Annotated in this window: 32 protein-coding genes and 2 pseudogenes; 12 read left to right on the top strand and 22 right to left on the bottom strand. The window is 37.0% G+C overall.

Features of this window, described 5'->3' with window-relative positions; translation table 11 throughout:
- Window positions 1–21: 21 nt before the first annotated feature.
- From MKP09_RS06255 to MKP09_RS06235, 6 genes are read right to left on the bottom strand one after another with little or no spacing between them, the layout of a single operon-like run.
- Window positions 22–792 carry a metallophosphoesterase gene (locus tag MKP09_RS06255; RefSeq protein ID WP_240826915.1) on the bottom strand — a complete coding sequence of 257 codons (771 nt, stop codon included), beginning with the start codon at window positions 790–792 and terminating at the stop codon, window positions 22–24.
- Complete coding sequence (locus MKP09_RS06250; protein ID WP_240826914.1) at window positions 792–1,676, bottom strand: SdiA-regulated domain-containing protein; 885 nt, start codon at window positions 1,674–1,676, stop codon at window positions 792–794. The genes MKP09_RS06255 and MKP09_RS06250 overlap by 1 nt, the downstream gene beginning before the upstream one ends.
- Window positions 1,669–3,672, bottom strand: coding sequence for a polyphosphate kinase 1 (gene ppk1, locus MKP09_RS06245; RefSeq protein ID WP_240826913.1), 2,004 nt, complete (start codon window positions 3,670–3,672; stop codon window positions 1,669–1,671). The genes MKP09_RS06250 and ppk1 overlap by 8 nt, the downstream gene beginning before the upstream one ends.
- A gap of 10 nt (window positions 3,673–3,682) precedes the next feature.
- Complete coding sequence (locus MKP09_RS28865) at window positions 3,683–3,889, bottom strand: Pycsar system effector family protein (protein WP_490355037.1); 207 nt, start codon at window positions 3,887–3,889, stop codon at window positions 3,683–3,685.
- Complete coding sequence (locus MKP09_RS28860; RefSeq protein ID WP_490355036.1) at window positions 3,886–4,317, bottom strand: Pycsar system effector family protein; 432 nt, start codon at window positions 4,315–4,317, stop codon at window positions 3,886–3,888. Before MKP09_RS28860 ends, MKP09_RS28865 begins: the two co-directional genes overlap by 4 nt.
- Window positions 4,302–4,871, bottom strand: coding sequence for an HD domain-containing protein (locus MKP09_RS06235; RefSeq protein ID WP_240826912.1), 570 nt, complete (start codon window positions 4,869–4,871; stop codon window positions 4,302–4,304). Before MKP09_RS06235 ends, MKP09_RS28860 begins: the two co-directional genes overlap by 16 nt.
- 411 nt (window positions 4,872–5,282) lie before the next feature.
- On the opposite strand from MKP09_RS06235, the gene MKP09_RS06230 reads away from it, so the two are divergent.
- Window positions 5,283–5,858 (top strand): YciE/YciF ferroxidase family protein, encoded by a 576-nt coding sequence (locus MKP09_RS06230; protein WP_240826911.1) that lies wholly within the window; start codon window positions 5,283–5,285, stop codon window positions 5,856–5,858.
- Between the two features lie 129 nt (window positions 5,859–5,987).
- Here MKP09_RS06230 and MKP09_RS06225 read toward each other — a convergent pair whose 3' ends face one another.
- Window positions 5,988–6,341: a response regulator transcription factor gene (locus tag MKP09_RS06225; RefSeq protein ID WP_240826910.1), complete on the bottom strand. Its 354-nt coding sequence runs from the start codon at window positions 6,339–6,341 to the stop codon at window positions 5,988–5,990.
- A gap of 7 nt (window positions 6,342–6,348) precedes the next feature.
- Window positions 6,349–7,830 carry a PAS domain S-box protein gene (locus MKP09_RS06220; RefSeq protein ID WP_240826909.1) on the bottom strand — a complete coding sequence of 494 codons (1,482 nt, stop codon included), beginning with the start codon at window positions 7,828–7,830 and terminating at the stop codon, window positions 6,349–6,351.
- A gap of 346 nt (window positions 7,831–8,176) precedes the next feature.
- Here MKP09_RS06220 and xth point away from each other — a divergent pair, with 346 nt between their 5' ends.
- From xth to MKP09_RS06200, 3 genes and pseudogenes are all read left to right on the top strand, one after another.
- Window positions 8,177–8,950, top strand: coding sequence for an exodeoxyribonuclease III (xth, locus tag MKP09_RS06215; RefSeq protein ID WP_240826908.1), 774 nt, complete (start codon window positions 8,177–8,179; stop codon window positions 8,948–8,950).
- 57 nt (window positions 8,951–9,007) lie between these two features.
- Window positions 9,008–9,756: pseudogene (locus MKP09_RS27910) on the top strand (DUF72 domain-containing protein).
- A 96-nt stretch (window positions 9,757–9,852) separates the two neighbouring features.
- On the top strand, window positions 9,853–10,053 hold the full coding sequence (locus MKP09_RS06200; RefSeq protein ID WP_240826905.1) for a CsbD family protein: 201 nt from the start codon (window positions 9,853–9,855) through the stop codon (window positions 10,051–10,053).
- 199 nt (window positions 10,054–10,252) lie between these two features.
- Here the strand turns inward: MKP09_RS06200 and MKP09_RS06195 are convergent, their stop codons facing one another.
- From MKP09_RS06195 to MKP09_RS06175, 5 genes are all read right to left on the bottom strand, one after another.
- Window positions 10,253–10,405 (bottom strand): hypothetical protein, encoded by a 153-nt coding sequence (locus MKP09_RS06195; RefSeq protein WP_240826904.1) that lies wholly within the window; start codon window positions 10,403–10,405, stop codon window positions 10,253–10,255.
- A 71-nt stretch (window positions 10,406–10,476) separates the two neighbouring features.
- A complete protein-coding gene (locus MKP09_RS06190) occupies window positions 10,477–12,225 on the bottom strand; it encodes a PAS domain-containing protein (protein ID WP_240826903.1) in 1,749 nt (582 codons plus the stop codon).
- Window positions 12,226–12,230: 5 nt separating this feature from the next.
- Complete coding sequence (locus MKP09_RS06185) at window positions 12,231–12,563, bottom strand: hypothetical protein (protein ID WP_240826902.1); 333 nt, start codon at window positions 12,561–12,563, stop codon at window positions 12,231–12,233.
- 400 nt (window positions 12,564–12,963) lie between these two features.
- Window positions 12,964–13,242 carry a hypothetical protein gene (locus MKP09_RS06180; RefSeq protein ID WP_240826901.1) on the bottom strand — a complete coding sequence of 93 codons (279 nt, stop codon included), beginning with the start codon at window positions 13,240–13,242 and terminating at the stop codon, window positions 12,964–12,966.
- A gap of 11 nt (window positions 13,243–13,253) precedes the next feature.
- Window positions 13,254–13,478 carry a hypothetical protein gene (locus MKP09_RS06175; RefSeq protein WP_240826900.1) on the bottom strand — a complete coding sequence of 75 codons (225 nt, stop codon included), beginning with the start codon at window positions 13,476–13,478 and terminating at the stop codon, window positions 13,254–13,256.
- A 417-nt stretch (window positions 13,479–13,895) separates the two neighbouring features.
- On the opposite strand from MKP09_RS06175, the gene MKP09_RS06170 reads away from it, so the two are divergent.
- Together MKP09_RS06170 and MKP09_RS06165 are read left to right on the top strand one after the other, a co-directional pair.
- Entirely contained in the window at window positions 13,896–14,879 is a 984-nt protein-coding gene (locus MKP09_RS06170) for an SDR family oxidoreductase (RefSeq protein ID WP_240826899.1), read from the top strand.
- A gap of 122 nt (window positions 14,880–15,001) precedes the next feature.
- On the top strand, window positions 15,002–15,799 hold the full coding sequence (locus tag MKP09_RS06165) for a DNA-formamidopyrimidine glycosylase family protein (RefSeq protein WP_240826898.1): 798 nt from the start codon (window positions 15,002–15,004) through the stop codon (window positions 15,797–15,799).
- Here the strand turns inward: MKP09_RS06165 and MKP09_RS06160 are convergent.
- Entirely contained in the window at window positions 15,753–15,995 is a 243-nt protein-coding gene (locus MKP09_RS06160; protein WP_240826897.1) for a hypothetical protein, read from the bottom strand. The genes MKP09_RS06165 and MKP09_RS06160 overlap by 47 nt on opposite strands.
- Before the next feature lie 204 nt (window positions 15,996–16,199).
- On the opposite strand from MKP09_RS06160, the gene MKP09_RS06155 reads away from it, so the two are divergent.
- Complete coding sequence (locus MKP09_RS06155; protein ID WP_240826896.1) at window positions 16,200–16,694, top strand: hypothetical protein; 495 nt, start codon at window positions 16,200–16,202, stop codon at window positions 16,692–16,694.
- Complete coding sequence (locus MKP09_RS06150) at window positions 16,691–16,969, top strand: hypothetical protein (protein WP_240826895.1); 279 nt, start codon at window positions 16,691–16,693, stop codon at window positions 16,967–16,969. Before MKP09_RS06155 ends, MKP09_RS06150 begins: the two co-directional genes overlap by 4 nt.
- Window positions 16,970–16,985: 16 nt before the next feature.
- Here the strand turns inward: MKP09_RS06150 and MKP09_RS06145 are convergent, their stop codons facing one another.
- Window positions 16,986–17,261, bottom strand: a complete 276-nt coding sequence (locus MKP09_RS06145) for a hypothetical protein (RefSeq protein WP_240829470.1) — start codon at window positions 17,259–17,261, stop codon at window positions 16,986–16,988.
- Between MKP09_RS06145 and MKP09_RS06140 the strand changes: the two genes are divergently transcribed.
- The 4 genes from MKP09_RS06140 to MKP09_RS06125 all read left to right on the top strand — a co-directional run bounded on the left by MKP09_RS06140 (window position 17,235) and on the right by MKP09_RS06125 (window position 20,537).
- Window positions 17,235–17,672: a DedA family protein gene (locus tag MKP09_RS06140; RefSeq protein WP_240826894.1), complete on the top strand. Its 438-nt coding sequence runs from the start codon at window positions 17,235–17,237 to the stop codon at window positions 17,670–17,672. The genes MKP09_RS06145 and MKP09_RS06140 overlap by 27 nt on opposite strands.
- 256 nt (window positions 17,673–17,928) lie before the next feature.
- The gene (locus MKP09_RS06135; RefSeq protein ID WP_240826893.1) at window positions 17,929–18,495 is read left to right on the top strand and encodes a Crp/Fnr family transcriptional regulator; all 567 of its coding nucleotides are present in this window, start codon (window positions 17,929–17,931) and stop codon (window positions 18,493–18,495) included.
- Between the two features lie 51 nt (window positions 18,496–18,546).
- A complete protein-coding gene (locus tag MKP09_RS06130; RefSeq protein WP_240826892.1) occupies window positions 18,547–18,999 on the top strand; it encodes a DoxX family protein in 453 nt (150 codons plus the stop codon).
- Between the two features lie 146 nt (window positions 19,000–19,145).
- Entirely contained in the window at window positions 19,146–20,537 is a 1,392-nt protein-coding gene (locus MKP09_RS06125; RefSeq protein ID WP_240826891.1) for an alpha-L-fucosidase, read from the top strand.
- Window positions 20,538–20,587: 50 nt separating this feature from the next.
- Here MKP09_RS06125 and MKP09_RS25535 read toward each other — a convergent pair whose 3' ends face one another.
- From MKP09_RS25535 to MKP09_RS06090, 7 genes and pseudogenes are all read right to left on the bottom strand, one after another.
- Complete coding sequence (locus MKP09_RS25535) at window positions 20,588–21,472, bottom strand: sulfatase-like hydrolase/transferase (RefSeq protein WP_262915134.1); 885 nt, start codon at window positions 21,470–21,472, stop codon at window positions 20,588–20,590.
- A gap of 79 nt (window positions 21,473–21,551) precedes the next feature.
- Window positions 21,552–22,115 (bottom strand): sulfatase-like hydrolase/transferase, encoded by a 564-nt coding sequence (locus MKP09_RS25530; protein ID WP_262915133.1) that lies wholly within the window; start codon window positions 22,113–22,115, stop codon window positions 21,552–21,554.
- A 561-nt stretch (window positions 22,116–22,676) separates the two neighbouring features.
- Window positions 22,677–22,904 carry a sulfatase/phosphatase domain-containing protein gene (locus MKP09_RS06110; protein WP_240826890.1) on the bottom strand — a complete coding sequence of 76 codons (228 nt, stop codon included), beginning with the start codon at window positions 22,902–22,904 and terminating at the stop codon, window positions 22,677–22,679.
- Window positions 22,901–24,178: a sulfatase-like hydrolase/transferase gene (locus MKP09_RS06105; RefSeq protein WP_240826889.1), complete on the bottom strand. Its 1,278-nt coding sequence runs from the start codon at window positions 24,176–24,178 to the stop codon at window positions 22,901–22,903. Before MKP09_RS06105 ends, MKP09_RS06110 begins: the two co-directional genes overlap by 4 nt.
- A gap of 36 nt (window positions 24,179–24,214) precedes the next feature.
- On the bottom strand, window positions 24,215–24,529 hold the full coding sequence (locus tag MKP09_RS06100; protein WP_394801038.1) for a sulfatase/phosphatase domain-containing protein: 315 nt from the start codon (window positions 24,527–24,529) through the stop codon (window positions 24,215–24,217).
- An 11-nt stretch (window positions 24,530–24,540) separates the two neighbouring features.
- Complete coding sequence (locus MKP09_RS06095; protein WP_240829310.1) at window positions 24,541–24,939, bottom strand: sulfatase family protein; 399 nt, start codon at window positions 24,937–24,939, stop codon at window positions 24,541–24,543.
- Window positions 24,837–25,523 (bottom strand): annotated as a pseudogene (locus tag MKP09_RS06090) (sulfatase-like hydrolase/transferase); the annotation flags it as partial. The gene MKP09_RS06095 and the pseudogene MKP09_RS06090, both read right to left, overlap by 103 nt.
- Window positions 25,524–25,673 lie beyond the last annotated feature (150 nt).

The raw sequence follows: 25,673 nt of genomic DNA, 5'->3' as shown, positions 1-25,673 counted from the left end.
GATGAGCAATGTCTTCTGCGTTTAAAAAACACTTTTTCTGAGCAATGGATATAATGAACCAAGACCAGGCAACGGCACGTATGCATTTTTGTTAATGGCTGTGAAAGGAAAAAGATGGTCTTTCCAAGTGTACTTACCTCCATGTACGCCATAAGAACGAAAAGGATGATGGCTTGCCAGGAAGATCAATTTATCCTTATTCTGCAAAAATAATGCAGCCAGTTTATCTAATATGTCTGATTCTGTATCGCAATCACAATCAGTATCTTTATTTTCTTTATTGTGCTGAAAGAGCCACCATTCAGAATCATAGGCAATCACAACAGCCTCCCTCCCTATTGGAATAGCGATTGGATCTGGGCAACCATCAGCAGGAATCATTTTTAGTCCCGGATCATTACGTCCATTAATAAAAGCACTTTGAGCTTTTATCTTTTCAAGTCCTCGTTTTCCCATTCTGTCCCAATCATGATTACCAGGTAAAAAATAGACAGGAGTTTCTTTAGCACGAAATGGTTCAAATTGAGACTGCAAAATATCCCTTCCTTTTATGGCATCTTCTGTACCAGGAAGGCCCATCCCTCTTGGGTAAATATTGTCGCCTAAGTAAAATACGGTCGTAATATTTGGCAAAACCTTACCTGCCGCATCCGGCACAACTGTTGTTTGTTGATGATTAATTTCTCCGGCGTCACCAATAAGAATAATTCGCTGCGCTACTTTTGGTTGAGCCCAGGCAGCAATGGAACATATCATCCCTAATATAACTATTGCTGTTTTGTCAGCTATCATCAGTTTTTAGGCTTATAAGCAAATTTTAAAATTCTCCCAGCTTGCAGTTCATCGCCTTCGCTGCTAATGTACATATTACCATTACCGTCAAACGCCAGTCCTTCTGGTTGCAACAAGTATCGCCTTTCTAATGGATAAATATCTTTTATCTGCCACTGACCATCCAAAACCACAAGCATTTTATTTATTGAAGAAATAATGTAAAAATCTTTAGTAAGGGGATGCCGTGCTAATGCAGACGGTTGAAAAGCTGCTTTTTTCTTTTCCGATTGTTCTACAATTTTAGATACATCTATATTATAGTTATTCGTAACGGTTAGTGAATCTTTCAACAAACCTATTTGATACACTGTAATATGATTGCTCTTCTTATCGCCTTTACATGATTTACAAAGTACATAATAGCTGTTGGTTAGTGGGTCTGCGAAAAGGCCTTCATATTCACCTTTGGGCAATATTTTTTCCCAGCTTGCAAATGGTATAGTTTCCTTGCCATTTATACTATCCAACAAAAGCCCATTAAAAGAACCTTTGGATTCAAGCATCAATATCGTATCAGATTTGATAGCAATATCTTCAAAATCACCAGCGCCGCCGAAGTCTATCCTTTTATATTTACCGGAGGGAATGCCTACTTTAAACAAGGCAGCTTCCTCATCCTGGTGCGCATACAATGTGTCAAATTTACCTGGAGCAAAGGCGATTCCGGAAATTTCTAACAGGTCATCTCCTATTAATATTTTTTCGAAAACAGACAAATCATAACCAGGAGGAGACAAATGCTGCTCCTCCCTTTTTTGTCCACAAGCTAATAACGTAATAGACAATACTACAAAGCTTATACATGCAATTTTATACCTCATTTGTTGTAGCGTTTTATACATGCAATTGTTCTTTTACCCACTGATACATTTCTGCCTGAGCTCGCCTGGCTTTTCCTTTCGTTACAGGAATATTATTACGTCCTGCTGTACTTGATATTTCTTTGGTTGTATCGTTTAAATAAATTTCAAGCACATGCTTTAAAGATGTTTTGGCCGAAGGGTCTAAAACAGGAAAACAAACTTCTATTCGTCGATATAAATTTCTGGTCATCCAATCAGCCGAGCCCAGATACACTTCGTCTTCTCCATTATTATAAAACCAGAAAATACGCCCGTGTTCAAGATAACGATCAACAACTCTGATTACTTTAATATTTTCACTTTGCGCTTTAACACCAGGCATTAATCTACAAATGCCCCGAACAATTAATTGTATTTCGACTCCTTCATTAGAAGCTTCATACAATTTCATTATCATTTTTTCATCTTCGAGATTATTGATCTTGATAATCATTTTTGCTTTGCTACCTGATTTAGCATAACCGATTTCTCTGTCAATTAAAGCTTCAAAACGACTCTGCAAATTGAACGGAGCAATCAATAAATATTTTGGAAGGAGCGCATCTGCGGCTAAAGCCTTATTTTTCTTCTTTAATAATTCAAATAATTGGTCTAAGTCTTTCAACAAATCAGTATTACTCGTCATCAACATTTGATCTGTATAAAATCTTGCAGTCACTTCATTAAAATTACCTGTGCCCAACAATCCAATATATTGCAACTTTCCTTTATCCTTTCTTTTGATCAGTACAACTTTAGCATGTACTTTCATTTGAGGTATGCTGTAAATAATACGCACACCAGCTTTCTTCATTTTCTTAGCCCAGCTAATGTTATTAGCTTCATCAAACCGCGCCTTCAATTCTACAAAAACAGTAACTTTCTTTCCGCTCATCGCAGCTGTGATCAACGCTTCAGCAATGCGTGAAGTACCCGATATACGATACATAGTCATACTGATCTCTTCAACGTTTGCGTCAAGAGCAGCTTCATTGAAAAATCTTAACACAATATCATAATTATGGAAAGGCAAATGCAGTAATATATCGCGTTGCAATATATTCTGTAATAAGCGATCTTTCGCTAATGGATAAGATATAGCAGGCCAGGGTTCATCTTTCAAAGAAGGATCAGCAATTGAAATTGCTGAAAGATCTTTCAGATTGTGGTAAGTGCCTCCCGGTGTTACCATTGCGTTTTGCAGATTAAAACTATGCACCAATTGTTCGAGCAATTCTGTAGGCATTTCTTTATCATACAACAATCTTGTTACCAAACCAAAATCTCTCTTTGCGATCTGCGTAGCAATTTTTTGCGCCAGATTACCTTTAAATTCATCTTCAAGATCTAATTCTGCATCACGGGTTACTTTAAAACTATACGCTTTTTGAGCAATAATATCAGGCCATAAAAAAGCAAGTTTCAATTTGATAATGTCTTCGATGGGAATAGCATATTGCACTCCGTTTTCATTTACAGAAAGAAAACGAGGTAAGAAATCCGATGGAATCGTTATTACTGCTAACTGCTTGGCATTGTTCTTTTGCAAATGAACCGCCAAATAAATATGATTGTTCTCAGGAAAAAAATCATCTTCGGACTTTGGATAATAAATCCTTAAAAATGCAGCTATCTGTGCGAAAAAATAATCATCTGTTTGCCGGGCTACCTCCTTCGGAATAGGTTCATTATATACAATATGAACGTTGCGTTCCTTTAAACCATTGATAACATTTTTAATAATGCTTCCGAACCGTTCCAGTTGACGATTGATAATGTCTGTTATTTTCTTTGCCGACTCAACTTTTGTTTGCTTTTGAACTTTTCCCAACGCAATAATAGTAGGAATACGCACTCGCGAAAATTCATCCAGGTTAGAAGAGTAAATAGACAGAAACTTTAAACGTTCTGCTAATGGAACTGTTTCGTCGGACGCTTCATCTAATAAGCGTTCATTAAACTCCAGCCAACTAATATCCCTTCCTTTTAGTTGCATCCTAAATTATTTAAACTACTGAAAAAATTGCAATAACAAAAGCCAGTATGGATGCTATTAATCCAAACATGAATACATTATATGCAACACGCAATAGCTTATACTTACGGCCCAACACAATACCTTGCGAATACACATCTCTTACCAACGAGCCGTACAAAAAGTCTCTATCCTCCATTACTTTCCACATACCATCTCTATATTCTTCAAAATTCATTTTATAAAAATTTCCAAAAAAAGCAAGTTCACATTTTTGTCTTCAACATCCTGCTTACTAAATACGCCATTTGGTATTTTAGGTCTCGTCGCAAGGATTGCGTAAATCAAAGTAATAGCCGAAACGATTAAAATAAGAATGGTTGGAATAATCAAATGAGTATTGCTTTCCAGTCTTCGAATCAATAAACTTAATATGGCCGATAACAAAATAGAATTAACCGTAATAAGAATATCTGCTTTTTTATCAGCCATATCACTTAAGCGCTGGTTATTGGTAGATGTAATGCGAAACATTGTTTCTATGCCTTTTTCAGGACGCTCACCATTTCCCTTTTTGTTTTTCTTGCCACCAGTGGGTTCATTTGTATCAGGGAAATAATCTTTAGTCTTTTGATCCTTTTTTTGCTGATCTAATAAATTTTCCATTTTTTTACATTCCAATTATCGCGTGCATAATCTGTATGATACTTGTGTACTTCAAGGAGGCAAATTGTTTGATGCCGCCATGCATCTTTGCTGATCGCCAGGCCACATCTGGATTGAAGTTCTTTTCGCAATCGCTTGCTTTTATCAGAGAAAGAATTTGTGGAGAAATGTGACATGTCTGCATCACAAACAATCTGCTCCAGCAGGTTCTTTGGCTTCTGGGGCATTTTCGTTGCCTTTATACAACTTTTGACTTCCTCTATTGTCACCCCATCCACATTTTTTTCCCGTAAGAAATTCGCTGCCATTATCATGCTCTCCGCTTCGTGATTGTCAGCATCAACGAAATAACCTAAATCATGAAACCAGGCTGCCGCCTGAGCAATAAACTTTTCCCGTTCAGACAAGTTGTAGTGATCGCTCAATTCTGCTGTTGCTGCCACCACGCCAGTTGTATGTTCTAAATTATGGTACGAAAAATCTTCGGAATGCTGCTCGTCAAAATAGTTGGATACGTACTCGCCAATAGCCTGCTGTATTGATTTTAGGTCCATAAATAGATATGTTTTATAACAAAGAAAATTCATTTTTCCATGATCTCATCGCTCGTCAATTTCGTCCAAAATTATAAATAAATATCAGTATCTGTTAAATACAGATCTAAAGTGAAGGGAATGACGTCCTGTAAGCAGCAGTTCTATTCTTTATCATTTTCGCCTGCTGTTACTACAAACATAGAATTTAAGAGTAGCTATTTTAAAAACTGAAACTCTTTCCCTTTCAGCTGTCCATCTTTCCATTTCTTTAGAAACTTTCGCATATTATTTTTTTGTACGCAAATTGAACTACTCTAACAGCCAAATGAAATAATTATCCATAATGTTTCGAAGCAATATGTTATTGGCCCAGTTAATATAAACTCTAAATATCTATTATAAAAATCTTAACCCTTAAACCCATTTTTTATGGCAAAAGCACAGAATCTTAAAAAAGTGGCTCCTAAAAAGGCGCCTGCAAAAAAATCAACCTCTAAAAAAGTAGCTCCTAAAAAAGATGCAGCAACGCAATTGGCAGATCTTTTAGAACATGGTTTACAAGACATTTATTGGGCAGAAAAAGCCTTAGTTAAAGCATTGACTAAACTATCCAAAAACACCTCTTCACCTGATCTGAAAGTAGCGGTAGATAAACACCAGAAGGAAACTCAGGGGCATGTAGCAATATTAGAAGACGTTTTCAAATCTTTAGGCAAAAAAGCAAAAGCGAAAAAATGCGACGCCATGCAGGGGCTTATAGAGGAGGCCGATGGTATTCTTGAAGAAACAACACCAGGTGCCGTTAGAGATGCGGCTATTATTGGCGCAGCTCAAAAGGTAGAACATTATGAAATTGCCACTTATGGCACTTTAGCCACTTATGCAAAGGCGCTCAATGAAAAAAACGCGTTGAACAATCTTCTTAAAATACTTCAGCAGGAGAAGGCCTGCGACGAAACGCTCACTGAACTGGCAAAAGCTGATATAAATATCAGTGCTATATAGAATTTTTAGATTAAAGAAGGTCATACTCCAGCTATGGCCTTCATTTTAGATCTATTTCTGTTAACCTAATTGCAAAAGAGTGACGAAAGTTTGACCTTAATACAGATTTTAGGTTGGCCAGGCTTCACACTAAAGAAAACTTTCCACTAGTGATCGGAAACTTTTAATATTAAAGGGTTTGGCAATAAATGCGTCAGCGCCGCTTTCCAAAGTAGATTCATTTTTATGAGCGGACATTAGCAAAATAGGTACATGTTTAGATAGCGGGTCACTTTTTATCCTTTGGCACAAATCAACTCCATTTCCATCAGGAAGCATAATATCAAGTACGATTACATCAGGTAACGCTTTAGATATCTCAGCATTCAAAGCACGGGCGCTTGAACACATCGTCAATTGGTAATCGCCAGTAAGAACAAGTGAAATAACTTCTCTAATATCTATATCATCTTCAACTATCAGAACATTTTTATACTTCATCATTATTGTTTTATATTTCCTCAACTTTCGATACAGGAAGCATGAACTCAAATGTAGAACCTTTAGATATCTCGCTTTTCACATTAATCGTTCCATTATGCCGCTCAATAATTTGCTTGCTTATATATAATCCCATTCCCAGCCCTGGTATATTATAATTTGGTTCGACAGCTCTATAAAACTGGCTAAATAAATTATCTATAAGTTCCTGGCTAATCCCAATACCATAATCTTTAACTGAAGCAAAAACGTTGCCTTCTTTTTCCCAAATGGAAATTTCTATATTTCCTCCTGCCGGAGAGTACTTGATAGCATTAATTACTAAGTTTACAACAACCTGTTCAATTCTAAGAGGATCGGCATGTATGAGAATTTGTCCTTTTGTGTTCACTACAAAATGATGGCATTCCGACTCTTTGTAAGCTTCCAACACCTCTGTAACTAACTGAACCATATCAAAAGTTTCATAGCGCAGCCTAAGTTTGCCAGCCCTCATTTTTGAAAACTCCAAAAGGTCATTAATGAGAAGAGATAATTTATCCGTCTGTTTAATACATCGACGTACGATGCTGGCATTTTTAGTATCGCTGCTATAATACATTTCAAGTAGCTGTAGAAAACCACTTAATGATGTAATAGGCGTTTTTAGTTCATGGGTTGTCATAGCAATGAATTCGTCTTTCTTTTCGCTTAGCAATTTCACCTCATTATAAAGTCGTTCTTTTTCTTCCTGAATAGCGATCTTTTCTGAAATGTCTCTGGCAATTTTTGACGCACCTATTATCTTTCCATCCTGGCTGATAATTGGTGAAATAGTTAGCGATATAGGAATTCGAAGACCATCCTTGGTCATTCTGATGGTTTCAAAATGAGCCACACTATTACCCATGCTTATTTCATTAATGATGTATTCCTCTTCAGCCAGCCTATCTTCCGGAATTATCAATGAAATATGGCGATTCAAGGCGTCTGCCTCTGAAAACCCAAATAATCTTTCAGCCGCTTTATTCCAACTTGTAATAATTCCATTTAAAGTTTTACTAATGATAGCATCATCAGAATTATTGACGATTGCGGCTAACCTATCTTGTTTTTCGGCAGTCTTCTTATACACGCTAATATCACGGGCAATTTTAGAAGCTCCAATAATTTGTCCGTCTTTATTTTTAACAGGCGATATAGATAATGAAAGAGCAATTTCGTTGCCTGATTTACTTTTCCTTATCGTTTCAAAATGCTCAATACGACGGCCATTGCTAACTTCTCCAATAATAAATTCTTCTTCATGCAGCCGATCAACAGGTATGATACATGAGATATGTTGCCCAATGATTTCAGCTTCTTTATATCCAAACATTCTTTCAGCAGCGGGATTCCAACTGGTAATAATACCCTGCAACGTCTTGCTTATAATAGCATCTTCGGAAGAATCAACAATAGAAGCAAGTAAAGCCTGCTTTTCTTCTAACAATATAATCTCCGGATACCTCATAAAATAAAGCTAGTTAAAATTTGTAACTAAATATATATTTATCATTAGGGTTTAACTGCGTATTTAGCCGGGCCAACTTATTAAATGAATTTACAATAGTATAATAAAGTATCATTTATACGACAATTAAAGTTCAGATCTTTTTAGATATACAAAAATGGCTAATTTAAATACTTCAAAGTAGCTTTGGAATAATGCTTCAGTTTGTCTTTAAAATCGATAACAGGATCTTTTGCTGGAACAAAAAACAGTCTATGAAGCTTAATACAAACCTGTCTACAACAAAATCCTGGCTAAATGAACGCAGAAAAGATATCTTGAAAAAATAACGCACGATGACACTTCTATGAAAATAGCAACATACAATATCAATGGCATTAACGGCCGCTTACCTGTTTTACTTAAATGGCTTAAAGAAGCAAAGCCTGATATTGTTTGCTTGCAGGAACTTAAAAGCGTACAGGAAAAGTTTCCAATTAAAGAAATTGAGCGACTTGGATATGAAGCAGTTTGGAATGGACAGAAAAGCTGGAATGGTGTAGCCATTCTTTCTAAAGGACTACCAATGCAAATAGTTCGCGATCGTTTACCAGGCGACAGAAAAGATATTCATAGCCGGTATATTGAAGTGATCGTTGCTCAAATGCTTGTGGGGAATCTTTACCTGCCTAATGGGAACCCGGCTCCAGGCGAAAAATTTGACTATAAAATGAAATGGTTCCAACGCCTGAAAAAACATGCAAAATATCTTCTTTCAGAAAACGTTCCGGTTATTCTTGCAGGAGATTACAATGTTATTCCTACAGAACTGGATGTGTACAAGCCCGAACGCTGGCGCACCAATGCCCTCTTCAGACAAGAACCCAGGCGTGCTTACAAAGCTTTGATCGCCCAAGGCTGGTTAGATGCCATTCGACATTTACATCCTGAACAGCGTGTTTATACATTTTGGGATTATTTCTATAAATCTTATGAGCGTAACGCTAGCTTGAGGCTTGATCATTTTTTGTTAAGCCCGCAACTATCTTACAGACTTTCAGCAGCAGGAGTTGACTCGCATGTTAGAGGTTGGAAGAAAACAAGCGACCATGCACCGGTTTGGCTGTTGCTTGATGATTAATATCAATTGGATGGAGCGGTATTTGCATGATTGTACTTAAATAGTACCGATACTAAAATGGATGGAAGGAAATCATTATATACAGGAACAAGCGGGCTGGTTCTGCCTTATAAAAATAAACTGGCCTACCCGCCTGACCTGGCAGGGAAAAGCCGCCTTAATGTATATGGTACATTATTCAACTCCATTGAAATTAATTCCATCTTTTACAAGCTTCCCCGCGCTTCAACAATCGCTCAATGGGCAGAAATGGTAGGTGACGACTTTCAATTTACGTTCAAACTTTGGAAAGAAATTACACATAGTCCATCGTTAAATTTTAAACGTGAGGATTTAAAAAAGTTCTTTGAGGTGATTGCACCGGCCAGAAAAAAGGAGGTCTCGTACTTCTGCAATTTCCGCCTTCGATAAATTATTTAATGTTAAAGAAACTGAAATCGTTACTGTCTCAATTAAAAATTGTAAATCGTGATAAATGGCCGATAGCATTAGAGTTCCGAAATAAATCATGGTATAACGAAGCAACTTATGAATTGCTGAATGCACATAATGCAACCATGGTTTTTCATGATAAAACAGGAAGCGAGCCACCGCAGCCTGATCTGGATTCCAATTACATATATTTAAGGTTTCACGGGCCTGCCGGAGATTACAAAGGCAGCTATGACGAAGGGTTTTTATATGAATATGCAGGATATATTTCCGAATGGCTTGAATCGGGCAAGGTTGTGTATGTTTACTTTAATAATACAATGGGAAATGCATTAGAAAATTTAAAGATGCTTAAAAAATTTATAAAGAAATAAAAATGAATGTTAATTACTGTGAACTGTTGTGTTGTGGTACAGTACTTGATTTACCATTATCAATAAAATTATTTTTAACCATTAAAATATTAAATTATGAGTAAGTTTAATGATCAAGTAAAAGGTAACTGGAATATAGTAAAAGGTAATTTGAAGCAGAAATGGGCTGACCTTACAGATGATGATTTATTGTACGAAGAAGGTAAGGAAGATGAAGTTATTGGCCGTATTCAGAAACGTACTGGCGAAACAAAAGAAAATGTTAATCGCTTCATTGATGACCTCAAATTTGATTAAAGATCAGATTACAATAAACACCTATTATAAACAAACCCCTTTTTAAAAGGGGTTTGTTGTGTATTATCAAAGTATCATTAAATAGACTAATGATTTCAGACAGTTGAGATAAATAAAGCAATCCCTCTCGCTTACATTTATCTAAAACCTATTGTTCATCCATTAGTTCAGGCTTCGTCTTTTGTATTTTTAACCAACCCTATACCCGAGAAAAAAAGATTAATGCAATAACACCTATTACAGTAAGTGAGGTATAACTGGTATTTTTATTGATTAATTCATATCCCGTATAAATTAAGCCAATAGTACCTAAAATGGTGAGCACAGTTCCGAAAATACGTTTCACGTTCATGATCTTAGTTTTTAATCTATTAACAATATCTGTGCCTTAAAATTCGTTGGATTCAATTTATTCTGAATATGCTATTCATCAATTGCCTTGGTTTTATCGTTTATGTCCTTAATTGTGTTGTCTAAGTCGTGCGATACATTTAAGATATGTTGCAATGTTTCAACATTATTGATGTCAGAAATATCTTCAAGATTTAAAACCTCAACAAGTCCCATAATTGCAGCTACATGACTACGAACTTTATGTGATTGAATCCAGGCTATTTCTCGCAGGCGCTCATTCTGTTGCTCTATTTTTAATAAATGAGTTGTTCGCTCTGTTATGTCACGGCTAAAGCAACTTACTCCAATAATATCACTCCTATCATTATAGACAGGATTAAATCTCGTTTCACCAATTTTTTGTTCACCATTCATTTCGTATTTTTGAATAACGTTAAAAGCTTCTCCGTTTAGAGCACGCTTATATTGTTGTTCCCACGCTTCTACCTGTTTTGTCCTTGCTATCTTTCCCATTACACTTTCTCCAATATGAGGGTACACTCCTGTGAACTGATGTTTCGCATGTATATAAGCTCGGTTGGCTGCGGTAAGTATCAGGTCTCTATTCACAGACCATATCAGGTCGCTGGTATTATCAATCAATGCCCTAAGTCTACGTTCATTTTCTTCAACCATCTCTTTTAGCGACCTTTCTTCTGTACGATCTGAAAAATATAAGACCAGCTCATTCTCTGTAGGGTAAACAGAAACTGAAAGCCATTTTTGAGAAGCAAGTGGATAACCTTCGGAATGAGCAGCTATTCGACTGTTCATTGCCCTCATTAAATCTTTATAAAAAACGGAATCCTTTAAATGTGGAAACACTTTCCAAATATTTTTGTAAAGAGAATTTGATCTTTCGATTGAGAACATTTTTTCAAATGCTTTATTCACATAGGTTAAACGCCAATCCCTATCAATGGTGCAAAAACCATCCGTAATGCTTTCCAGAATATTTTCAAGTTCCCTCGATTTAGCCAATAGGGCATTTTGAGATAACACCATATCTGTAATATCAATAGTCAATCCACTTAATGTATCAGGGATACAGCCATTGCCCTTCTTCAACACAGCATTCCCGCTCAAATACTTGATGGATCCATCTCTATGACGTATACTGAATTCGGATTTTGTTTTACCTTCAGTCAGTACCTGTTTAATCGATGCCTCAAATCTTTCCTTATCCTCATCAACAATAGAGTTTATAAATATATTGGGGTCGGCCATCATTTCCTGCGGTGTATAGCCATAAACTCTGACACACGCAGGATTGGTGTATAGCAGTTGGAAGTTGTCAGCTCTTGTTTGCCAGACTACTTCATTCATATTAGTGAGTAGTTCATCCAGCTGCTCCTTTTGATTATTGACAGTCTGTAACAGTTGTTCGTTTTTAGCAGCAGCAAGAACCTTTTCGTTAATATCAATTACAGTAACCAGGGCTATATCTCTTTGCTTATAGTTAAGATCGCAGGCTAAGACATCCACATAAAACACATCACCTGATTTGTTTCTGTGCCGCCAACGTCTTTGACCAAGTTTATTTCGGATATTTGAAACTAGCATGTCAACATCTTCTTCTGGCCGTATATCCTTTATAGTCATGCTTTCAAATTCAGCAGCTGTATAACCATACATATTGATGGCAGCCTGATTAACGTAAAGAAATTGATAGGTATGTCGGTCATATATCCACATTGGAATGGGATTATGAAAAACTATTTCCCAAAAGTCGAATACTTCCGTATTTAATTTATCCTTTTTAACATAATGTTCGTTCATTTCCCTTATTTGCTTAAGAAGTACTTTCGCCGGCGCGACTGTAACTCCCTTAGCTGGAGACAATTCCATCCTTTTGCTTCAAGTAAGTCTGGCATCAACGCATCAGATAAGATGATTAATCGCGGACGTATTTCCGGCGCTGATTGAATCACTTCAAACTCCATCTCGGTATGAATACAAATAATAGTCAAGCCCCAATCTCCGCCTTCCACTTCTACACTATCCAATTTCGATTTCCTATCAATAACATCTTCATTAAAACCAGCATTCAGCAGGGCTGCCAATACCTGTTCAAATATTTGAACATCTTGCTCAATAACCAATATCCTGCGCTTCATATATTGTAGTTTCTCAATGGTCTAAAAAACAGTAAAATCAATACTAAAAACGATATATCCAAAAATATCCATTGCACGACAAATTTACTCATGTACGATGCCGAAAAATGTCAATTTTACATAACAAACCAATGTTAGCTAATATAGTTCTATTGAAAAGATTATATGCACTTTTTATTATGAAGGCCAACTGATGTAATCTTTGCAATCTTGAATGTATCCCATATTTTTCTTGCCAAATGATTTTCTTCTTCACAAAAAATAACCAAAAATCCGTTTTATCAAATTCTTAGTTTTAAAGTTTATTAGGAATATACCTTGAAAGGTGTAAGGTTTCATGTCTTTGACAAGGCGACCGTGAAGTTTTTTGAAAACGTAATGACCAACCAGATATGTACACTTAGTAAACCGTTATATCGCAATCAGGAAAATGATCTTTTAATTTTTGAAGTTCATCAGCAAATTCGATTTCCGATTTATCAGTCGATATAAAAAGTTGTTTCAATTTATGCAGATCGGTTAATACAAAAAGGTCTTCTGGTAACATACTATTTTTTGAAATATCCAAATATTCCAAATCGGTTAGCTTATTAATATTAGGTAAGCAAGCCTTTGTAATATGCCTGTGATCTTTTAACGTTAGTTCTTTCAGATCTTTCAATTTGCTGATATACTTCACCCCGTAATCTGTTACATTCGTACATCGCAAATGGATTTCTCCAACGCTTGCAATCCGTGAACTGAGATAGAAAAAAAATCGTCGTCATGTTCGGAGTCTATTCCGGTAACACCGTCTATTTCAGAAGGAATAGCAGCCACATTTTTAATACCGAAATTTCTTTCCCAAAAAATTTTTCTTTTCCTTTGAGTTTCATAAAATTGAATACATTTTATTGCATCCGACAGCAATTCCATACAAAATTCATAATAGAGTTCACGCCAATAAATATACATATAAAACTCAGGGGAAAAATAGATACATCAGATTCTAATGTATGGATAATTGTTTTTTCTTACTACGATTAAGGTATTTTTTTGGCAATAAGAAGTATTTAAAAAGAAGTAGCTTATTATTTTAAATAATCTTTACTTGACAACTATTTTCTTGGTTCATACAGGGCCTCATATTATTTTTTAATCCAGTAAACTAGTTCCGCTTTTTCAGAACCTGAATTATTAATAATACCGTGTTTGCCTTGTCTTCATCACCTCCCAACTGTCTTGTTTAACATAAGGCCGGTATGGGCGTCTATTTATTAACTGAATAGGTGCATCACGCCCAGCATTGATCACACTATAGGTTTATGGTCTGACTTTTGAAGTCTGATAGATATGAAGCATCCTAAAAAATCATTATCGCTCCGAAATAAAACAGTTGTAATTACAGGCGCCTCTAGCGGTATTGGAAAAGCTACAGCTGAAGCATTTGCGAAACAAGGTGCGAATTTAATTCTTGCTGCACGTGGCCAACAAGCCCTGGAAGCAACGGCAGCAACATGCCGTTTGTTCGGAGTGAAGGCAAAAGCGGTTCCAACTGATGTTTCTGTTGCAGCACAAGTACACCACCTTGTAACAGAAGCTTTAACGTTTAACAATCGCATCGACTACTGGATCAACAATGCCGGTGTTTTATCCTTCGGCAAATTTGAAGAAACGCCAATTGAAGTCGTCGATCAGATCGTCAAAACCAACCTGTTGGGCTATATGCATGCTGCGCATGCAGTTCTGCCGGTTTTTAAAAAGCAGGAAGAAGGTGTATTAATCAATAATATTTCTATTGGTGGCTGGATGCCAGCGCCGTATGGAACAGCTTATACGGCTTCGAAATTTGGTATTCGTGGATTGGTTGAAGGATTACAAGGCGAGGTTTCTGACTATTCCAATATTCATATATGTGCCATGTATCCGGGCTTTCAGAAATCTGCCGGCATAGAACATGCCGCTAATTTTTCAGGCATAAAATTAAGCACACCACCTCCGGCATTTGATCCAAATGAACTTGCTGCCGCCATGGTTAAAGTAGCACAGCGGCCAGGCGAGGCCAATTATCCTGATTGGTTTTCTATAATATTTAAAAATTTATATCAGATTTTTCCCCGAGTTATTCGCAATTCATCATCAGCCCTTATGAGGCAGGTTATGAAAATTAGCAATAAGGATACTAATACATCCGGAAATGTATTGCAATCTTCAACCGGGAATATGGGAATACATGGTAAAACACTATTACCATCAGCACCTAAAGTTCTAAAGCTGACGTTAGCAGGAATAGTTTGTCTGGCTGCTGTCAAAATGTTTGCAAGCCGGGTCAACTAAATAGATTTATTATACTATAAGAATAGAGGGAAACTAAAAAAGGAAATAGGTAGTGACCCATTTTGCACCGAGATAAGTATGATAATTCCAGGCCGTTAATTTTATTATATTCAAATAGAAAAATGCCTGAAGGACCTTCAATTGTAATTCTCAAGGAACTGACAGAGCAATTCTCTGGAAAGAAAGTACTGTCAGTATTGGGAAACAGCAAAATGCCTATCGACCGTGCTAAAGGTAAAGTAGTCGTCTCTTTTCAAAGTTGGGGTAAGCATTTTCTGATTTGTTTCCGGGGCTTTACTATACGTATTCATTTTCTCTTGTTTGGTTCCTATCGCATCAACGAACAAAAAGATACTGCTTCACGCTTGACGTTGCAGTTCAAAAACGGAGTTATTTATTTTTATTCCTGTTCAGTTCAGATTATTGATGAGCCATTAGATGAGATTTACGACTGGAGTGCCGATGTAATGTCTGACTATTGGGATCCAAAAGCGGCAAGAAAAAAACTTAAAGCAAAGCCTAATATGTTTTGTTGTGATGCGCTTCTTGATCAGAACGTATTTGCAGGATCAGGCAACATAATAAAAAACGAAATATTGTATCGTATCAAGGTGGATCCTTTAAGCAAGGTGGGATCATTACCAGCTAAAAAGCTGACAGCAATGATCAATGAAACGCGCACATACAGCTTTGACTTTTTAAAATGGAAAAAAGATTTCGTTCTGAAAAAGCATTGGCTAGCCCACACAAAAAAAACCTGTATTCGCTGCCATGGTCCAATTGTTAAGGAATATCTTGGCTTTACAAACCGGCGAACTTTTTTTGTCCTCAATGCCAGAAACGTTATGACTAAGATTATTTCGAAATCTCCGTCTATGAATTTGAACGATAAAGGACCTCTCGCCTTCCTGAATAAATAATCACATCCACTTTTTCATTAAAACTCGTAATCGCATCGGCACAATCCTTTGCCTCTTCAAAGGAATTAAATACAGTAAACACTACATGATCATCTTTTAATGCTAAATCAAAATCTTCATTGACTATATTACCGTTCTTTTTATCCACCCGCATTAGTGCAACTTGATTATATGTGAGATCAGGAAATTGTTGCATATAAATAAATTTATTACCAACTAGTTAATCCGATTTTAACCTTAAGTAAATTTGTGATTGGCCTACAATAGAAATGCCTCTTAAAGAAATATAAGTTAAAATTATTTAGCGACTTTTTACTTAAAATCAGATTATTGATCTAAATGTATGGAATAGTTATTGCTCTTATCAATAAGTAGTTATCAAGTAATCGAACTTTAAAATTTGAAAGCCATAACAAAGCCAGACCTACCACAGTTCCTCGTTTATCAGCCCGATCCTAAGATATTCCATATTTGCCTGGAAGTGGGGAATACTTATTATGTATGGTGGAGCAATTATCCGCCTAGCCAGGATAACCGCTTCGCGCGAAAAATAGCCCGGCTAAAGGCGATCATTCCGGAAAAAATTCCCCTAAAACAAATTTATGATAAGGGCTCCTATACAGTTAACAAAGCTGACGATAAAGCCGCTGTCGAAAAGAAAGTGAAGGAAGGCTTAAAGAAAAAATCATTCTCATTCATCCTGAATGGAAAACTCTTGAAAGGGAGGTTTATCATCAAGCAAACTTCAGGAGGAACAATGCTTCAAAAATTCAAAGATAAATTTGCAAAAGAAGAAGACATTTTTGGTACAGACCTCAGCAGAACAATCGGCCTTATGGTGCCAAATTATGATCCCAAATCTATTAAGCTTAATTATCCGAAAAAAAGAACTTGATACAGGGTGCCCAAAAAACATCTACCCAAAAAATCAAAGATGAACCGACTAAAATAACGGCTGATATGAAGGTTGGTAATAGAAAATATCATTTTGCCTTTTATACATCGGATAGCGGACCTGACCTCTGTATCATATCTAATGAAAAAAATGAAGTCCTCGCTTTACAAAAGGAAAATAATAAATGGATTTTCTTAAAAGCAGCCAGGAGTTCCGTCCTGAAAAAGGAATTGATAGCTCATGCAACAGCACTTTACCATCTTCAGGAGAAGTAACCAGTAGTTTATATTTTTAATTCAGTCTAAATTCAATTTCATTAAAAAAATTAGTATCAGATTTAAACATCTTTGGGTTTAACTGTATAATATTGTTTATGGATGCAGAATCAATTATGAGATATGGAGGATTTGCGCTGATATGCATACTGGTGTTTTGTTCGGTAGGTTTATTCTTTTGTTTCTTTATACCAATTGGAGGCTTGTTATTTGCAGTTGGCCTGTTAGCTGCAACGGATGATGCGCTACCTTCCATATCTGTTATTTGCTTACTTCTGACGCTTTCTGGCATACTGGGAAGTTTGGCGGGTTACGGCATTGGCAGAAGCACAGGAAATTTTTTTATACTCGTACAGAATCGCGTTTTTTTCGCCGAAGTTATTTAAGCTCTGCTGAAAGTTTTTATAAACAGTATGGCCCCATAGCTATAGTAGCAGGTTATTTTTTACCAATTCTCCGAACATTTGCTCCAGTATTAGCAGGAATCATTAAGATGAAGTTTCAGCGATTTATTCTTTTAAGTGTCATCGGATCGGCAATGTTTGTTTCAGTATATGTACTTATTGGTTACCTCATAGGCAGCCTTCCCATATTACGGCCCTGGTTAAAATATATTATTTCAGTTTTTGTATTGGTGGTGACAATACCTGTAGTAGTAAAAATTATTAAGACGATGAAAAAACAGCCAAATTCTATTGATTAAAGCGAAAATCATTTTGGTGACATTATTAAGAAAATCAGTACCATACTGTTAACCTAAATAAAAATCCGATTCACTAAATCCTCACCAAAGCGTTGATGTTTTTATTCATTTCAAGTAACAATTGATTTTCGTCAGGCAGGTTGAAGCAAAACTCAGCGATAAATTTTCAGTTGAACTTTTAGTAATAAATTCGACTTTTTGCGCCAGGCCTGCCCGAACCGCGATCAAATAAACCACATTGTGAAAGAATGATACAATGAAACAAATACGACAATACTTCGAAAAGACGGTGAATCTTACTGACAAAGACTGGCAGTTTTTTTCTTCAAAACTCATACGACAAGAATTTCCTAAAAATCATTTGCTCTTAAAAACAGGGCAAACGGAAAATTACCTTTCCTTTATCGAAACGGGCATGATTCGTTTTTACATACCAAAAGATGAAAACGACCTTACATTTGCTTTTGCATTTGATAACAACTTTGTTAGTGGTTATGACTCATTCTTAACCAAAACACAATCAACTTATAACATAGAAACCCTGACAAAGAGTATCCTTTGGAGACTAACATATAATGACCTGCAAGACATTTATAACCAAACTGAAATTGGCAATATAATCGGGCGACAAGCAAGTGAAGAGTTGTTTCTGAAAAAATCTAAAAGAGAAATTTCTCTTCTGAAAGACACCGCCGAACAACGTTATCGAAATTTATTTATAGAACAGCCTCATCTACTCCAACATATCCCATTAAAATACATTGCATCTTATATTGGAGTTACACCACAAGCGTTGAGCAGAATAAGGAATCGAATTTATTAACCCAGGTTCATTGTTTTGCTATGCGGTTATCTTGACCTTTGTCGCAAAAAAATGAAACCTTTAATAATATTATTAAGTGTATTTAGCATTTCATTGTTAGTAATGAAAATTTTTCGTGGAAGCATCGATCTTACTTTATGTGGCAGCATTGCAATGGCGGCAATGCTTATGTTTACTGCAATAGGACATTTTGCATTTACTAAAGGAATGTCAATGATGTTGCCTCATTTTGTTCCTTTTAAAATCGAAACTGTTTACCTGACAGGTATCATAGAAATTTCACTAGCGATTGGACTACTTATTCCAAATTTCAGGATTGTTACGGGGTGGCTTTTGATCGCATTTTTCATATTGATACTTCCTGCAAATATATACGCAGCAATTAAACACATTGACTATCAAAAAGGAACTTTTGAAGGACCTGGTTTAGCCTATTTATGGTTTAGAATACCCTTACAAATTCTGTTCCTTATTTGGACATATCTTTCGACAATCAAAGGCTGACAGATGTACTGAACCTTCCATCACTGAACGCAGTATAGTCCATGTTTTCATATTATACTCCATTGTCAAAGTTGGAACGACAACGTATTTTTACAGATATCTTCAGCTCATTCACTATCTACAGTATCACTACATTAAACAAAAAAATGAAACAAGTATTTCGTTTAATCCTGATTATTCTTTTTCTTGGGTACACGTCTTCTATTAACGCTCAAATCTCACAACAAAATAAAAAAGACATAGAAGAAAAAGAGCAAGGTATTAACCCCGAAACAGGAGTGTTAAATCTCAACAAGAAAGAACGGGAGCAATGGTTTACCTCACTTGGTTTTGGTATGTTTATTCACTTTAGTGTAGACGCACAATTAGGTTCTGTTATCAGCCACAGCTTGGTTGGCGCATCAGATGATTATTTCAACCGTTATGTTAACGAGTTACCTAAAACATTCAACCCGGATAAATTTGATGCAGAACAATGGGCTCAGGATGCAAAGATGGCCGGAATGAAATATGCAGTATTTACAACAAAACACCACAACGGGTTTTGCATGTTCGATACTAAAACAACCGCTTTCAATATAATGAACACACCGTATGGTAAAGATATAACCAAATTGTTCGTGGATGCTTTCCGTAAAGTCGGCATTGCCATTGGATTTTATTTTTCTCCGGAAGATTTTTATTTTCTTAAGAGCCAGGGCAATCTGGTTTCCCGTGTGAGGCCTGAAACCGCGGCTTCTAAAAACCCGGCATTGAATGAATATGCAAAAAAACAGATGAAAGAGTTAATGAGCAATTATGGTAAAATTGACATTATCTTTTTAGATGGAATAGATCAGTACGGAATGACTGAGCTGGCAAAAATCTGCTGGTCTTCTAATCCGGATGCTGTGGTTACCCGTGGTGCTATGAAGACGCCGGAACAAGCGACACCTAAAGAGCCTTTGCCATCGCCATGGGAGGCTTGTTATACCCTAGGCCATGCCTGGCAATACCAACCCACCAACGAAAACTACAAATCAGCAAATACGGTTATTAAAAAGCTGATTGAGATTCGTGCTAAAGGAGGAAACTTATTATTAAATTTTGGACCCGATAGACGTGGCTCCTTTCCGCCTGAACAATGGGCTGTTTTAAATGAGATTTCTTTATGGATGTTTATAAATAAGGAAGCCATGACTAATACGACCTCATGCCCGGTTGTACGCGATGATAATGTTTGGTATTTGCAAAATAAAAAAGCGGGTGTTGTTTATGCATTTATTTGCGAAGATGGATGGAAGCTTGGAGAAAGAAAACAAATTGCGTTGCCATCAATCCGATCTACTGATAAAACTAAGGTCTCGGTATTAGGCCATAATGGGAAGGTGTTGGAATACAAACCGCAAGTAGACCCATCTCCTTCGATAAAATCAGTTGCAGGAGGCGGCTCTGAAATGTCGGTGATGAGGGCACAACGCATTTATGACGATAGAGCATGGCCCAATCCAATAGTAGTAAAAATGGAAGGTGTTTCCATCGGGAAAAACGAGAAGTGAGCTATATATCTTGTATAAGATCTAATTCATTTTATTTCTATACGGGCTGTTTATTTATCAGAAAGAAAAAACATACGTTCAGTAATAAAGTCGCCGTCGTTTTGCTGAGGCTTTCCCGGAGTACTTCTTCCTTCTTTTATATATTTTGTCATAAGCGTTGTTAGTTCTTTTACAATATCGGGATGCTGCGCTTCAACGTTGTTTTTTTCTTCGATATCATTTGCTAAATCGTATAATTGTATAACTGGAAGATTGGGGTTCTTTTCATTGCTTTTGGGCGGACTCCAGCCACCGGATCCCGGACAAAATTCTAATTTCCAGTTGCCTTTTCTTATGGAAAAGCTGCCATCTATGGAATGCATTACAATATCATTTCTTACAGCAGCGGTAAATTTAGGATTAGTAATAGCAGCGTACATATCATAGCTATCTTCGGCTTCGTTATCTTTAATATCATACCCTGTAATGCGGGCGAATGTGGCAAAAAAATCCACCATCGAAATGGGTTGTTTTATTTTGCGGCCGGGTTTAATTACCGCAGGCCATTGCATAAGACAGGCCACCCGATGACCACCTTCAAATATGTCCGCCTTTGTTCCTCTGAATATATAACTGGGATCATGGCCTTTGGCTTCCAACTCGCTGAAATTAGCTACTGGAGAACATCCATTGTCGCTTGTAAATACTACGATTGTGTTCTCTGATATTTTGGCTTGTTGAAGTGCATCCAGCACCGCGCCCACATAACCATCCATCTGCATTACAAAATCGGCATAAATGTTGAGTCCAGACTTACCCTTAAATTCCGGCGTGGGCAAAATGGGAGTATGCGGGCCCGTTAAAGGCAGATAAAGGAAAAATGGTTTTTTGCTTTTGGCCGCTTTTTGAATATAGCTAACCGTTTTTTGTTGCAACTTTGGCATAACCGCTTCCAAATTCCAGTTTTTTCTCCGGTACCAGCCCGGCTCTCCAGCAACTTGCCAACAAATGTTAAGAACTGATCAGGCTTTCCTGTCAAACTGCGGTTATGTATAAAAGTGTAAGGTGGATAATTGGGCGCATCCACTCCAAAAAATAATCAAACCCAATATCAACCGGGCCGCCTGTGATCGAAGCTTTATAATCGAGGTTATTCTTACTTTCCGTGTCAACAGGTTTTGCGCCGTCCTTCGTTTTCCAGTTAAAGCCTAAATGCCATTTTCCAATGCAGGCTGTCTGATACCCTTTTTGTTTTAGCATAGATGCCATTGTTGTTCTGTCGGGCCTTATCAAAGGCGCCTCGTAAGGCCTTAATACACCGCTTTTCAGGGTTCCGCGCCAATTGTATCGTCCTGTTAAAATTCCGTAGCGCGATGGTGTACAAACCGAAGAACTTGTATGAGCATCTGTAAACCTTATTCCTGCATGGGCGATGCGATCAACGTTTGGAGTTTTAATCTTACCCTCTTCATTCAGCGAGCTTATATCTCCATAACCCAAATCATCGGCAAGAATAAAAATAATATTGGGGTGATCCGTTTGTGCCGCCGCTGATACGACATAAAAAGATATAATAAGAAAAAGAGAGAATCTAAACATGTTTCGATATTTATATTGAATGATCTTTTTTAATTGTACTTTGCATACTATCACTTTGATACCGAAAAATTAATAACCGATTTTACAAGTTTATCCTCCGCAAGTTTTCTTTGTTTCAACACACTGTCTAATCGTTTATTCTTGTAGTTCAAACATAATATGCGCCCATTTTTTATAGTCTCCGGTTTTAAACCATGCAGACAAATCTTTGTCTCCTTTTCAAAATAACCTGTATCAGCCGCTTTATCTTCGTTGCCACATAGGGGCTGCAGTTTCTGCAAGGCATCAATTTTTACATACGCCGATTTCAGATTAGCTTATTATCTTCAGGAACGGCATTGATATATAGTGTACCTTCTTCTTCCTTGAAGATGAGTATCGTCAAAAAGTGAGAAATGAGGCGGTAAGTTCATAGCCTCATTTCTTTCACTTTTAACGATTGAATTTTCATTTTAAAGGTGAGACCATTGTACAGTCTGAAAATGGACTCTTATTCTATTTACTGGATTTCTATGCCTGTCTATTTTTGTTGCTCTGTAGTTATTAAAAGAAAAAGCTCCGTTAAATATTATTTGCAATATTGCTAATATTTAATGGGTCATCCATCTGCTGTTGCTTTTTAAGCAGCGCTTCAAATAATTCGCTGACTTTTGATTTATACTTTTTAATCCCTGCCAAATCATGCATTTCTTCGGGATCATTATTTAAATCGAATAACAGTACTTTATTTAGCTTGGGAAATACAATAAGCTTGTATTGACCTTTTCGAATGCTTCGCTGAACATTCATATATGCGCCATAAATTGCATCATGAATCTTTTTTGAGAACTTCCCTTTGCTAATGATAAAAATGATTCAAACCCTACATAAGCAGGTTTCTTTACTTGCGCCAGTTCAATGCTTGTTGCCACAATATCTTGTATGTAAACAGGGGTATTGCAAATAGTGTTCTTCGGAATACCAGGCCCAATTACAATAAGTGGTGGCTTCATGCTGTGTTCAAATAATGTTTGCTTACCCATGAAACCGTGCCGCCCCATAGCAAGGCCATGATCGGCGGTAAAAAATATATAGGTATTATTCATTTTTCCTGTGGTTTCGAGCGCGTCTAAAATGTCTCCAATTTGTTTATCTAAAAAAGTGATCGCTGCATAATATTCTCTTGTATGCATTTTTATGGCAAGCTCAGTTCTGGGAAACGGTGCCAATGCTTCATCTCGAAGCCCAGCGCTATTACCGATGGAATCTTTATAAGGATTGACAGGAAGAAAACTTTTTGGCATTGAAATCTTATCCAAAGGATACCGGTCTACATAATCTTTGGGAGATTGACGCGGATCGTGTGGCGCATTAGACGCCAGATAAAGAAAAAACGGTTTATCTTGTTTTGCTGCAGCATGTATGTGTTCTAAGGAATGATTCTTGAAAACAACGGACCAATGCACCCCTCCTTCCCAATAGCCGCCAAAGGATGTATCGTACGGCGACCATGTATCATCATTTACATTCAAAGGCCTGTTATAACCTGGAATATTTAGGTTTTTATTTGTGACATTACCCGGTAATGCAGCCTTAGCAGGGGTTTTATATTCCGGCATGCCTGGTCGTATGTCAGTTACTACATTAAAAACCTTTTCGGCCGGCACCTCAACATGCCATTTACCCGTCATAAAAGTAGCATACCCGCCCTCTTCCATTATCTTACCCCAGGTTTGATTTATTGCCTGGCCCTGATGCCACTTATTGTCCAACTCTTTGGCGTGCCAAATGGTTCTACCCGAAATAAACATAGCCCGGGAGGCAACACAAACAGCTCCTCCCCAGGCACCCATATTATAAGCATTGGTAAAGCTTTTTCCCATACGTACCAGCCTGTCCAAATTAGGTGTTTCTATTTCATTATTACCCAATGCATGTATAGTATACCATGCCTGATCATCGGCTAAAATAAAGACAATATTAGGTTTGGAATTACTTTGAGCTTTTAATGTACTGGTGAATACTAAAGTGGGAATGATAGCGCAAAAAATAAAAATCAACCGCTTAATGAATTTGATTTGCATGATATAAATTTAAAAAAGACGTAAGCAATAAGCCGGTCATTTCCAGGAAGCTTCTATAACAGCCCTTTCCCCTTCAATTTCTTTTAACCAGTTGTTCAACTCTTTTATCATTTTTGCCGCTACCTCCGAATGGTTTTCAATTATATTTTTTTGTTCAGAAGGATCTTTAATCAAGTCGTATAGTTCATAGGTTTTACCATTATCAACTGAAATCAGTTTATACGTATCCGTTACCCAAGAACGTCTTTGTAAATAAACAAACCCGATAGGTTTATTTCGATACTGCTGTTTACCGGAAATCAATTCCCATACATTCATCCCGTCATATTTTTTGGTTTGGGGTAATGGGATGTTTAACAGGTTTAGAATAGTTGGAAAATAATCAAAGTAACCATTGGTGCATCAATAGACCGACCACCTTTTAATTGATCTTTCCATACCACAAATGCTGGTACCCTTACACCGCCTTCATACAAATCTCGTTTATCGGCTCTGAATTTACCAGCGCTACCAGGTGTTTTTTCTTCCGGGCCATTGTCGCTACAATAAAAAATAATTGTATTATCGGCCTCGCCAATACTTTTTAAATAAGACCATAACCTGCCCATCTGTTCATCCATTGCGCTGATAGATCCAAAATAATTTTGCTCGAACAAGCTCATACCCGAATACAAATTGCGCCAGGCTTCGTTAGTTGCAACCGGTAAATGTGGTGTATGAAACCAAACAGTTGAAAAGAAAGGTTTTTTTGCTGCTTTGATTGATCAATAAACTTGATGACTCTATCCATAATGATTTTAGAGTCATCGCCGTCAAGTGCTTTACTTACTTTTTGATTATTGAGGGTCCAATAAAATGTGCCGTAGGCTTCTGTTTCCTGCTCATCGGTTCTGGCATTCCAGCCATCACGCAAGCTTTCTCCTTGTTCAAATTTTTTCGGTTTGGCCATTGGGTTATAAGTAGGTACTTTAGATTCGGTAGCTAAATAATCCTGATAACCATGATCTGATGGCACTGTGAAATGCTTGTCATTCTGAGGGGTTCCGCCGCGGTTGGCATCTTTTTCTGTTGTAGTAAATGTTCCCAAATGCCATTTACCAAAATGCCCGGTTGTATAGCCTTTATCTTTTAATACTTCGGCCAAAGTAATTTCGTTCTTATCTAAATGGCCTTCATTAGCGTTTGGAATTCCAATTCTGTTGGGGTTTCTGCCCGTCATCACGCTTCCTCGTGTGGGAGAACAAACTGCCGAAGCCGAATAAAACCTACTTAAAACAACACCTTGAGCAGCCAAACCATCCAGGTTCGGAGTCTTTACAATCTTATTACCATTAAAGCCCACATCAAACCAACCAAATCATCAGCCATAACAAGTATGATATTAGGGCTGTTTTATTTTAGTTACATTATTGGATTTTGCAACATTACAACCTAAAATAAACACCAATAATAAAACACTATAAATTCTTTTTGCCAGCATAACCGTTTTGAGTTT

Origin of the sequence: Paraniabella ginsengisoli (genome assembly GCF_022513635.1) — a bacterium.
GTDB lineage: Bacteria > Bacteroidota > Bacteroidia > Chitinophagales > Chitinophagaceae > Niabella > Niabella ginsengisoli.
This window is presented reverse-complemented; position numbering and strand designations above follow the sequence as displayed.

Bases quoted from the DNA above. Each gene is read 5' to 3' on its own strand.
- MKP09_RS06255 (WP_240826915.1), bottom strand. From the start codon at position 792: ATGATAGCTGACAAAACAGCAATAGTTATATTAGGGATGATATGTTCC.
- MKP09_RS06250 (WP_240826914.1), bottom strand. From the start codon at position 1,676: ATGTATAAAACGCTACAACAAATGAGGTATAAAATTGCATGTATAAGC.
- ppk1 (WP_240826913.1), bottom strand. From the start codon at position 3,672: ATGCAACTAAAAGGAAGGGATATTAGTTGGCTGGAGTTTAATGAACGC.
- MKP09_RS28865 (WP_490355037.1), bottom strand. From the start codon at position 3,889: ATGAATTTTGAAGAATATAGAGATGGTATGTGGAAAGTAATGGAGGAT.
- MKP09_RS28860 (WP_490355036.1), bottom strand. From the start codon at position 4,317: ATGGAAAATTTATTAGATCAGCAAAAAAAGGATCAAAAGACTAAAGAT.
- MKP09_RS06235 (WP_240826912.1), bottom strand. From the start codon at position 4,871: ATGGACCTAAAATCAATACAGCAGGCTATTGGCGAGTACGTATCCAAC.
- MKP09_RS06230 (WP_240826911.1), top strand. From the start codon at position 5,283: ATGGCAAAAGCACAGAATCTTAAAAAAGTGGCTCCTAAAAAGGCGCCT.
- MKP09_RS06225 (WP_240826910.1), bottom strand. From the start codon at position 6,341: ATGATGAAGTATAAAAATGTTCTGATAGTTGAAGATGATATAGATATT.
- MKP09_RS06220 (WP_240826909.1), bottom strand. From the start codon at position 7,830: ATGAGGTATCCGGAGATTATATTGTTAGAAGAAAAGCAGGCTTTACTT.
- xth (WP_240826908.1), top strand. From the start codon at position 8,177: ATGAAAATAGCAACATACAATATCAATGGCATTAACGGCCGCTTACCT.
- MKP09_RS06200 (WP_240826905.1), top strand. From the start codon at position 9,853: ATGAGTAAGTTTAATGATCAAGTAAAAGGTAACTGGAATATAGTAAAA.
- MKP09_RS06195 (WP_240826904.1), bottom strand. From the start codon at position 10,405: ATGAACGTGAAACGTATTTTCGGAACTGTGCTCACCATTTTAGGTACT.
- MKP09_RS06190 (WP_240826903.1), bottom strand. From the start codon at position 12,225: ATGAACGAACATTATGTTAAAAAGGATAAATTAAATACGGAAGTATTC.
- MKP09_RS06185 (WP_240826902.1), bottom strand. From the start codon at position 12,563: ATGAAGCGCAGGATATTGGTTATTGAGCAAGATGTTCAAATATTTGAA.
- MKP09_RS06175 (WP_240826900.1), bottom strand. From the start codon at position 13,478: ATGGAATTGCTGTCGGATGCAATAAAATGTATTCAATTTTATGAAACT.
- MKP09_RS06170 (WP_240826899.1), top strand. From the start codon at position 13,896: ATGAAGCATCCTAAAAAATCATTATCGCTCCGAAATAAAACAGTTGTA.
- MKP09_RS06165 (WP_240826898.1), top strand. From the start codon at position 15,002: ATGCCTGAAGGACCTTCAATTGTAATTCTCAAGGAACTGACAGAGCAA.
- MKP09_RS06160 (WP_240826897.1), bottom strand. From the start codon at position 15,995: ATGCAACAATTTCCTGATCTCACATATAATCAAGTTGCACTAATGCGG.
- MKP09_RS06145 (WP_240829470.1), bottom strand. From the start codon at position 17,261: ATGCCAGAAAGCGTCAGAAGTAAGCAAATAACAGATATGGAAGGTAGC.
- MKP09_RS06135 (WP_240826893.1), top strand. From the start codon at position 17,929: ATGAAACAAATACGACAATACTTCGAAAAGACGGTGAATCTTACTGAC.
- MKP09_RS06130 (WP_240826892.1), top strand. From the start codon at position 18,547: ATGAAACCTTTAATAATATTATTAAGTGTATTTAGCATTTCATTGTTA.
- MKP09_RS06125 (WP_240826891.1), top strand. From the start codon at position 19,146: ATGAAACAAGTATTTCGTTTAATCCTGATTATTCTTTTTCTTGGGTAC.
- MKP09_RS25530 (WP_262915133.1), bottom strand. From the start codon at position 22,115: ATGTTTAGATTCTCTCTTTTTCTTATTATATCTTTTTATGTCGTATCA.
- MKP09_RS06110 (WP_240826890.1), bottom strand. From the start codon at position 22,904: ATGAATGTTCAGCGAAGCATTCGAAAAGGTCAATACAAGCTTATTGTA.
- MKP09_RS06105 (WP_240826889.1), bottom strand. From the start codon at position 24,178: ATGCAAATCAAATTCATTAAGCGGTTGATTTTTATTTTTTGCGCTATC.